Source organism: Blautia sp. CGZ-1-C1 (genome assembly GCF_056504575.1).
This window is the reverse complement of record NZ_JBWLUT010000082.1, coordinates 1-9,165: the sequence shown is the minus strand read 5'-3', so window position 1 is coordinate 9,165 and position 9,165 is coordinate 1. Positions and strand designations below refer to the sequence as shown.

Genomic DNA, 9,165 nt, shown 5'->3' with positions numbered 1-9,165 from the left:
ATAAACGGATACATCATAATTGCATTCATCCCTTCTTCATTTAATTTACCTGATTATAGCACAGATTTCATTAATCATCTATGGTTTTTCTCAAAGGGCTTCCAGTTGGACAGGAAAATATTCAGTCCGAAGCCTACTGCCAGAGCCCATGCAGATGCCCATGCGGTTCCCTGAGTTGCGAGGACTGCTGCCATTACGCCTGCGATCATCTTGTCTCTGTCGCTCTTGCAATAATCCATACCAATTCTCGCACATACAAATGCCTGGAACATCAGAGTGATGGATGAGCCTACGCCGAAGATCGGGCGGAAGAAGCTTACTACCGGGATAATAAGCACGCTTAAAAATGTCGCCAGGCGGAAAGAAGACATTCCTCCAAGAAGGGATTTCATTGCTTTCTTTCCTTCTTTGTATCTCATAGATACAGATACAGTCATCCCTACCCATAACGGACCGGAAAGTGGCGGAAATGGTGCAATGATGGAAAGAATCAGGTTTCTCAGACCGCTGATCATATTGGAGCGGCTGGAATTGAAATCAATGTATTCATCATCACGAGCCTGTCGTGCTTCTGTAACCAGGGTTTCTGTTGTGACAAAATCACCAAATGCGATAACATAGCATACCAACGCAAGTGGTAAAGCCTTAATATACATAGAAAGCGGCGGGATACCCACACCAAAAATACTTACCTGATCAATAATCTCTTTAAACTGTGGAATCTTGATAAAAGTTCCGATCTCTAGACCTGGTTTGTCCAACTCTCCTACAAGAAGTCCCACCACCATAGCAATCAAGTACGGGAACAGGTTTCCATATCTGGCAACCAGATCAAGGAATTTATTTGTCTTTCTCTTCTCCTGATATTTGTCAGAGAAGCTGATCAGGATCAGAAGGCCTACGCCTGCAACAATAGCCAGGGGATATTTGTGCATATTTCCATTCTCTCCCAGCTGCCCTGCCATAACTGTAACAGGTGCTGCAAGAAGGATACCACCTTTGACAGAATCGGGAACTGCGTGAACAAATTTATCTGCCAGTTTGGTCACACCCATGAAGATGAATACCACACCTACCAGCATCTGTAATGCGATCATTGCCTGTATTCGCTCTTTTCCCATAGGGAAACCTTCCAGGAATACAATAGTTAATGGCAGTGTCGGTGTGATCCAGCCCGGTACGACCGGATCGCCCAGCAGACTGTGTAACAGGTAAAGAAATGTCTCAATGATTACACAACTCCATGCCAGTTCATAAGGAAGCCCCAGATACTGCTCCAGATAAGGAACAGCAGCCAGTGCGGTAACGCCCAGGATCAGACCCTGAATGAACTCAACAGATTCTATCTTATAGTGTATAAAAGGAAGTCTTATCTGAAATGGTCCAAAGGGGATGTAGGGCAGTTCATTTTCTCTTCTTTGTGCTCTTGTATATGCCATACAATTTCTCCTTTAACATTATTTTGTTAGAATTTAGTAACTATTCAATAACCTCCCGGGATAGCAGATTATTGAATATTTACAGAATATTTCTATATTTCAGCGTATGCTTTCTATCTTTTTTGTTAATTTTTAGACAATCATCGCTCAAATGAAATCCAATCCGCTCAGAAACACATCCGAGCTGGGTTGGATTTCATTTCTCTCATGGGATTAATTATTGACTTCTTATTTCAGCCACTATCGTCATAGCGTGTCTGAAATTGATTGACTAAACTTGCTTTATTTCTAAGCTTCTTTGTTTTTCTTTACAAAGATTGCAAGTAAAATACCTGCCACAGTAACACCTGCATTCAGAAGAAGGATCATTCTCGGGGCTCCTTCTCCGCCTACCTTAGTGATGTAGCTTGCAAGGCTTAAAATCGTGTAGTTAGCAATACTGGACGCGATCATTACCATGGAAGTTGCTGTCGCTTTGTTCTCCGGGAAGAACTCTGCGGTTGTGGAAGTAGCCAGCTGAAGAACGCCGCCTGCTCCTGCAAAACCGATTGCAAATCCACCGATCAGACACATGGTCGGGCTCTGGATAAAGTAGCACAGTAACAGTGTGACAGTGGAAATTGCCGGATAAAGAATCAGGATGTTGATCTCTTTTAAACCTTTCTTGATAAGAACAGAGGAGCAAAGGATTGCTGCGAATGTTCCTATTGCATAGAAGGACTGGATCTTACCAGCCTGATCACTGGTCATTCCGTATAACATACCAAGCTCTTTGTTACAGTTTAGCCACAGCATAAATGTAGAAGAACTTGTAAATCCGATCAGGATTGCTGCCAGTGCAGCCGGTGTGATTTTTAATTTGCTCTTTGTCTTCTGTCCTGCGGCTGCTGTCTTGTTTCCTCTTTCCGGGAATGGGAGGAAAAGGATCAGGATACCATCGATAAAGATTGCAACACCTGCAACGATAAAGATCGTTCTGTAGGACATGTTTGCTGATGCGACAGCCCCGATCATGTATGGCAGTAAGAACTGGCTGATACACATGGAGAATTTTGTAAACATGTTCGCTACGGAAGGATTATTTACATAAATTTCCATACAGGTCGGGCTTACGCAGGTATCCAAAAAGGAGTTTGCGATACCACCGATGATAGCAAATGCATAGGCAACACCCATGTTAGGTGCATAAGCGATTCCCATGAAATATGCTGTATAGCACAGAACACCAATGATACCGCTTAATCTACGTCCGAATTTATCGGAAAGAGGTCCGGAAAATGGCAGAGAAATCAGACGTCCAAGTCCCAGTGCTGCGATAACTGCTACAACACCGCTGATTTCAGAGCCCCATGCTCCGGAAAGTTCCGGCTTGTACTGTCCCATGATGGACGCACCAAAGCCGTGAATAAAATAAGTAAAGTACAACGCAATGGAAGTAACCACTAAATTTGTTTTCTTAGTCTTTCCCATTTCTAATTATTTCCCTTCGTTTTCCTTCTGAAACTTCTGGTATTCATCTGTAGGCATCTCAAGACCTGTGTAAAGTTTGTAAGCTGCAGCGCCCTGCCACAGAAGCATTCCTTTACCACCTACAGCAAGTTTTACGCCTGCTTCTTTTGCTTCTTTAACCATCTTTGTTTCTTCCGGATTGTATACACAATCAGCCACAACAAGGTTTGGATGGAACATAGACTTGTCAACCAGAGAAAGGTCATCGTGTGGTTTCATACCAGCCAGAGTACCGTTTGCAAGAATATCAGCGTTTGCAATCTCTTCTCTTAATTTATCCTGATCATCCAGGCAATATACACTTACTTTGCAGTCCGGAACTTCTTTTGCAAGTTTTTCTGCTGTTCCTTTGGCTCTGTCAAGGAATGGATCATTCGGGTTAAAGATCGCAATGGATGCTGCTCCGTCAAGTGCGCACTGTACAGTAAGAGCTGTAGCAGCTCCGCCTGCTCCAAGAACTACCATCTTTTTACCTTTGATATCAACACCATTCTCTTTTAAGTTACGTACAAATCCGATACCGTCTGTGATATGTCCGATGAGTTTTCCGTCTTCGTTTACGATTGTGTTTACAGCACCAACGATTCTTGCTGCCGGTGAAAGTTCATCCACACACTGAGCCACCTTATTCTTGCAAGGCATTGTTACATTTGCGCCTCTCATTTTGAACAGACGAATAGCATCTAATGCTGCCGGAACCTGATCTTCTTTGATGTCAAATGCCATGTAAGCATAGTCAAGGTTGTGATAACGGAAGCTGAAGTTGTACATTGCCGGTGATCCTGAATGTCCTACCGGGCTTCCGATGAGTGCCATTAATCCTGTTGTTCCTTTGATTCTCTGTTCCATTTCCTCTTGTTCCTCCTGAAATTTTCTTCTTGTTATCCAGATATACAAAAAGTATACCTGGATGTTTTTTCATTTGTTATATGATTATAATGTAGAAGCTACTTCGTATGCTTCTTTTGTCGCATCGAGTGCTCTTCTTGCACGGGTCGCATCACCGATCACATAAGTATCCGGTACAATTGTTTTGATTTCTTCGCCGAATGGATTGTAGTTTCTGAATCCCATGGAAAGGATAACAGAATCATATCCTCTGGACTCATGTCTCTGACCGTCGGCTGTCTCGTACTCTACGCCATCTTCATAGAATTTGCATACTTTTGCACCTGTAATTTCTTTGATCTTGTAATCTTCGAAATCTTTCATCAGGTAAACTCTATGCTCGTGGATTACGTCTGCACCTACAGTATCTCTGAACTCGATAACTGTCACATCATGATTCTGCTCACCGAGGAATGCTGCTGTCTCGCATCCTACCATTCCGCCGCCTACAACAAGAACCTTCTTTCCTGCTGCTCTCTTTCCATCAAGGAGATCAGAGCCATGAATGATTGCAGGATTGTCGATTCCTTCGATCGGAAGAATCAGTGTTCTGGAACCGGAAGCAACAATTACGCTGTCTGGTTTTTCTTCCTTGATAAGATCCAGAGTTACTTCCTGATTCATTTTGATCGTTACGCCAGCTTTCTGACAGCGAACAATGTAGCTACGGATCATGTTTGTGATGTCGCCTTTTCCCGGAGGATAAGCAGCCAGGCGCATGTTTCCGCCAAGTTTATCACTTGCTTCATAAAGTGTTACCTGATGACCTTTTTCCTGTGCGATAAATGCAGCGCAAAGACCTGCAACACCGCCACCGATTACCATAACTTTCTTAGCTTTTTCTGCCGGAGCGATTCCCTCAGCTTCATGTCCAAGGAATGGGTTTACCAGACAGCAGATTGGATTTCCTGCATACATATTTGCAACACAGCCCTGAAGACATGCGATACATGGAATCATATCTTCCAGTCTTTCTTCCTGTGCTTTTAATGGCATATGTGGATCTGCAAGGCTCTGACGGCCGAAAGCAACCAGGTCGCAACGTCCTTCTTTTACCATTAATTCTGCAAACTGCGGTTCTGTATAACGTCCAACTGTGATTACCGGGATAGATACGGCACGTTTAATCTCTTCTACCTGAGAAGCGGAGAATCCACCATGTGTTACTGTCGGTGCCCACATAAATTCATCGCGGATATGAACGGCGCGGGATACATGGATCGCATCAAGTCCACATCCTTCCAGATATGCAGCGATTGCAGCGCTGTCATGCACATCAAGGCCACCCGGCACTTCATCACAGCTGTTGATTCTGGCAAGAACAGCGATCTTTCCTTCTGTCATCTTCTTAACTTCTTCAATGATCAGACGGGAGAAACGCATTCTGTTCTCAAAAGAACCGCCAAATTCATCCAGTCTTTTATTTGTTCTTGGGGAAAGGAAGGTACTTACCAGATATCCATGTGCCATATGGATTTCAACTGCGTCCACACCGGCTTCCATTGCTCTCTTTGCTGCAAGACCGTAGCCTTTTACCAGTTCATAAACTTCTTCTGTTGTAACTTCCTTCGGTGTGTCTCTGCCGCAGTCAGACGGAATGCTGGTTGCTGCCTCGATCGGTGCTCCTGCGTTCTTTGCGTTTCCTTCCGGGCCTGCATTCTGAAGCTGTACGGAAACTTTTGCGCCTTCTGCATGACAGGCATCAACTACCTTGCGGAAGCTTTCGATTGTGGAGTCATCATAAAGACATGGCTTGCGGGGACCACCTTTTGCTCCTTTATGTACTACTGTTGCTTCGATTGTGATCAGACCGAAGCCGCCTTTTGCTCTTTCACGATAATAAGCTGCGGACTGTTCGCTCATGCTTCCGTCTGTGTTTGCAAAGTTGTTTCCCATTGGCGGAACCACGAAGCGATTCTTTACTGTCATTGGCCCGATGTCGATTGGCTGAAACATTGCATTAAATTTCATGTGACCTTCTCCTTTTTTGAATTCTTTTCTATTAATTATTCATTCACTATTTTGTGTTCATTCAGAATGTGGATCAGGCAGGCGTGGAGGTTTCTGCATGATCCCCTGATCTGTCGTTTATCCGTCAGATACTTACTGAAGAACCTCCGGCCATGCTTCCTCAAGCACTTTCTTTGTGTTCTCATATGTATGGTTTGCAGCATATTCAAGTCCTTTTGCAAGGATTGCATCGCTGATGACTTCTACGCCGATTGCATTTGGTTTGATTCCTTTTTCTTTTACCATTTTAACGAAATCTGCTGTGCATCCGATTCCTGTTCCGGGAGCAAGACGGTCATGCATGGATTCATCTCTTAAGATTGTTGTTGCATATGGTCTTTCCCATACATCGTTGATCTGGATGGATACAATCTTGTCTGCAGGGATTTCTTCGATAACTGAAAGATTGATAGGCTGATTTGCTCTTACCCAGTGCCATGTATCCATGATCAGTTTTGCATTCTCACAGTCAGCTGCCTTTACAACTGCCCAGCCTTTTTTCATATCCGGGATTCCGCTGTATGGCATTGGCTCAACACCGATGATGTATTTTCCTGCTCTCTGGCATAATTCTCTTAATTTCTGCGCAGTATATTCTACGGAGTAGTTTTCCATCAGACCGCAGTTGATCTGTTTTACGTCAAATAATTCACACATATGGAAGCAGAGCTGTTCTTTGTATTTCTGCTCGTAAGATCTATGCTCTTCTGCCCACTGTACGATGTACTCAACCTCTGTTACTTTCATACCATGTTTGTCCAGAATAGCAAGAATGTCTTTGTCAAAAAGTCCCTCATTCAGCGCATCTACATAGGTTTCTGCACGAAGACCGATTCCTTCGTATCCTGCGTTCTTTGCAGCAATCACTCTGTCTTCAAATTTGCACTGATCTCCCAGTGTCCAGGAACTGATAGTAATTGGAAATTCTTTTGACATCTTTTTGTCCTCCTGATAAAATCGCATAATTTTTTTATTTATTCCGGAATTATTTTGTATCTTTTTGATATAAGCATTATATAACTTTGTTAAATATAAAACAAATTAGTTCTATCCTTTAAATTCATAGATTTTTTCAATACGTCATGGTATAATCTACGTATATAACAAATATCGCGCGGGTTATTTGTGCAAGAGTGACTATAATTATGGTTTTCCAGAGCATTAAAGGACTATGAAAGCCTGCACATAAAATATAGTCACTTATAAAATACTAATCAGAGAAAGGAGTTTTTCTATGAACCTGTATCATCTGCGGTACTTTTCTACGCTGGCTCATATTGAGCATTACACAAAAGCCGCTGATATTCTGGCGATCACTCAGCCTTCTTTAAGTTATGCAATCTCTACTCTCGAGGAAGAACTGGGTGTAAAACTGTTTGAAAAAAATGGAAGGAATGTTACTCTTACCAAGTATGGAAAAGTTTTCCTGAATGACGTGGAAGAGGTACTGAACCGTCTGGACTCTTCTGTGAACAGTCTGAAGCTGGCAGGTAAAGGGGAAGGCTGCATTGATGTGGTATTCCTGCGTACACTGGGAATTGATTTTCTTCCTAAGATCATGCGGGGATTTCTGGAGGAAAATCCTGCTAAAAAGATAGATTTTAATCTGTATTGTGATAAAGTTTTAACATCTGATATTCTGAACGGATTAAAAGAGAAGAAATATGATCTGGGGTTCTGTTCCAAACTTGATAATGAGCCGCTGATCGAGTTTATTCCGGTTGCCAGACAGGAGCTGGTTGTGATCGTACCTCTGGATCATCCGCTGGCAGTAAAGGATGAAGTACGGCTGGAGGATACCATTCCTTATAAACAGATTATATTTAAGAAGAGAAGCGGTCTGAGACAGATTATTGACGGATTGTTTGAGCGCATCGGTCAAAAACCGGATGTTGCCTATGAGATTGATGAGGATCAGGTTGCTGCAGGGTTTGTGTCCAATGGATTTGGTATCTGTGTGGCTCCCAATATTCCTATCCTGCAGTCACTGAATGTAAAGATTCTGCCACTTGTATCTCCAAGCTGGCAGAGAAACTTCTATATGGCAATGTTAAAGAATGTTTATCATCCGCCGGTTGTGGAGGCTTTTAAGAATTATGTAGTCGAACAGGCGCAGAAGGAATGGGATTATAAGACCAGCTCATCTGGCGCGTGTCTGAAACACGCTCTGACATAATAAAATATCAGAGAATACAAAAAGATATGAGTTCGCCCTGTCAGTTGGGACAACCCATATCTTTTTATAATAACTTATACCTTCTATAATGCGGCTTGATATCTGCCACTTCTGATACATAAACCAGATCTGTCATGCTATATTATTTTTCTTCATCCATAATGCGAAGCCTGTGTACAAGCTCTTCGCAAATCTCCAGTTTGTTTTTACCATCTGTCTCGATGATAATGTCTGCTGCTGCCTCGTATTTCTCGCGGCGTTTCTCCATCAGGTCTGCAATAAACGGAACCGTTTTGTTGTTCTCGATCAGCGGACGATCATGGTTGTCTTTGACACGATCAAGTATTGTTTCAGGCTTTGCAGTAAGAAGGACCACTCGTCCGTTCTTCTTCATCTCTGCCACATTGCACTCTCTCATAGGAGTACCGCCGCCGCAGGAGATAACTACATTTGTCCTGGACTGCATTTCAATAAGCAGATTTGTCTCAAGGTCACGGAAATACTGCTCACCATATGTCTCAAAAATATCAGAAATACTCATTCCCTGTCTCTGGGCAATAATCTGGTCCATCTCTACCACATCCATGGCAAATGCATTCTTAAGGAAATCAGAAATAGTAGATTTGCCTGCACCCATAAAGCCGATAAGAACGATATTGTAGTTGAAGAGCTTTCTGGCCTGGATACGTTTACTGTTTGTGCGGATGCTGTCAAATACGTCTGCCACTTCATCCTTGTGACGTCTGCCTTCCATTCTGCCCTCAAGCCATTCTTTCTGTTTTGCTTCCTGCTCAGGCTGTAAAATCTGAAGTCCGTTGGCTTCTTTATATGCCATAATGTCCTCGACAATTCTGTTTCTCATGATAAGGGCATCCAGGATGATCTCATCACACTGTCCAAGACTCTCTCTGAGTATTTCTAACTGGTTCATATCTCTTTCCTCTGTCTTTCCTATGACAATTTACTTATTCTGCAAAATTGCCATAAACTTTTTCACGAACGGCTGATGTGTCACCAAACTATCAACTGGTTGATACATGAAATGCCGACTGTTAAGTTTTATTATATCAATGTTGCTTTTTCATAGCAACCCTTTAAATCATTAAATTGTTTCATTGATTCTATAGTTTTTTTCTATGAAGT

At 42.7% G+C, this 9,165-nt stretch carries 7 protein-coding genes; 1 reads left to right on the top strand and 6 read right to left on the bottom strand.

The window, feature by feature from the left end:
• Window positions 1–74: 74 nt before the first annotated feature.
• From AC058W_RS06570 to AC058W_RS06550, 5 genes are all read right to left on the bottom strand, one after another.
• A complete protein-coding gene (locus tag AC058W_RS06570) occupies window positions 75–1,439 on the bottom strand; it encodes a hypothetical protein (protein WP_479389847.1) in 1,365 nt (454 codons plus the stop codon).
• Between the two features lie 288 nt (window positions 1,440–1,727).
• The gene (locus tag AC058W_RS06565) at window positions 1,728–2,909 is read right to left on the bottom strand and encodes an MFS transporter (RefSeq protein ID WP_117674798.1); all 1,182 of its coding nucleotides are present in this window, start codon (window positions 2,907–2,909) and stop codon (window positions 1,728–1,730) included.
• Window positions 2,910–2,915: 6 nt separating this feature from the next.
• Window positions 2,916–3,797 (bottom strand): shikimate dehydrogenase, encoded by an 882-nt coding sequence (gene aroE, locus AC058W_RS06560; protein WP_479389846.1) that lies wholly within the window; start codon window positions 3,795–3,797, stop codon window positions 2,916–2,918.
• 84 nt (window positions 3,798–3,881) lie between these two features.
• Window positions 3,882–5,807, bottom strand: coding sequence for an FAD-dependent oxidoreductase (locus AC058W_RS06555; protein ID WP_479389845.1), 1,926 nt, complete (start codon window positions 5,805–5,807; stop codon window positions 3,882–3,884).
• A 132-nt stretch (window positions 5,808–5,939) separates the two neighbouring features.
• A complete protein-coding gene (locus AC058W_RS06550) occupies window positions 5,940–6,782 on the bottom strand; it encodes a sugar phosphate isomerase/epimerase family protein (RefSeq protein WP_118247544.1) in 843 nt (280 codons plus the stop codon).
• A 298-nt stretch (window positions 6,783–7,080) separates the two neighbouring features.
• Between AC058W_RS06550 and AC058W_RS06545 the strand changes: the two genes are divergently transcribed.
• Window positions 7,081–8,022 carry a LysR family transcriptional regulator gene (locus tag AC058W_RS06545; RefSeq protein WP_479389844.1) on the top strand — a complete coding sequence of 314 codons (942 nt, stop codon included), beginning with the start codon at window positions 7,081–7,083 and terminating at the stop codon, window positions 8,020–8,022.
• A gap of 142 nt (window positions 8,023–8,164) precedes the next feature.
• On the opposite strand, the gene AC058W_RS06540 is transcribed toward AC058W_RS06545, so the two are convergent.
• Window positions 8,165–8,953: a shikimate kinase gene (locus AC058W_RS06540; protein WP_118247546.1), complete on the bottom strand. Its 789-nt coding sequence runs from the start codon at window positions 8,951–8,953 to the stop codon at window positions 8,165–8,167.
• Window positions 8,954–9,165 lie beyond the last annotated feature (212 nt).

Excerpts from the sequence above, each read along its gene's own strand:
- AC058W_RS06540 (WP_118247546.1), bottom strand. The coding sequence starts at position 8,953 with ATGAACCAGTTAGAAATACTCAGAGAGAGTCTTGGACAGTGTGATGAG.
- aroE (WP_479389846.1), bottom strand. The coding sequence starts at position 3,797 with ATGGAACAGAGAATCAAAGGAACAACAGGATTAATGGCACTCATCGGA.
- AC058W_RS06545 (WP_479389844.1), top strand. The coding sequence starts at position 7,081 with ATGAACCTGTATCATCTGCGGTACTTTTCTACGCTGGCTCATATTGAG.
- AC058W_RS06570 (WP_479389847.1), bottom strand. The coding sequence starts at position 1,439 with ATGGCATATACAAGAGCACAAAGAAGAGAAAATGAACTGCCCTACATC.
- AC058W_RS06565 (WP_117674798.1), bottom strand. The coding sequence starts at position 2,909 with ATGGGAAAGACTAAGAAAACAAATTTAGTGGTTACTTCCATTGCGTTG.
- AC058W_RS06555 (WP_479389845.1), bottom strand. The coding sequence starts at position 5,807 with ATGAAATTTAATGCAATGTTTCAGCCAATCGACATCGGGCCAATGACA.
- AC058W_RS06550 (WP_118247544.1), bottom strand. The coding sequence starts at position 6,782 with ATGTCAAAAGAATTTCCAATTACTATCAGTTCCTGGACACTGGGAGAT.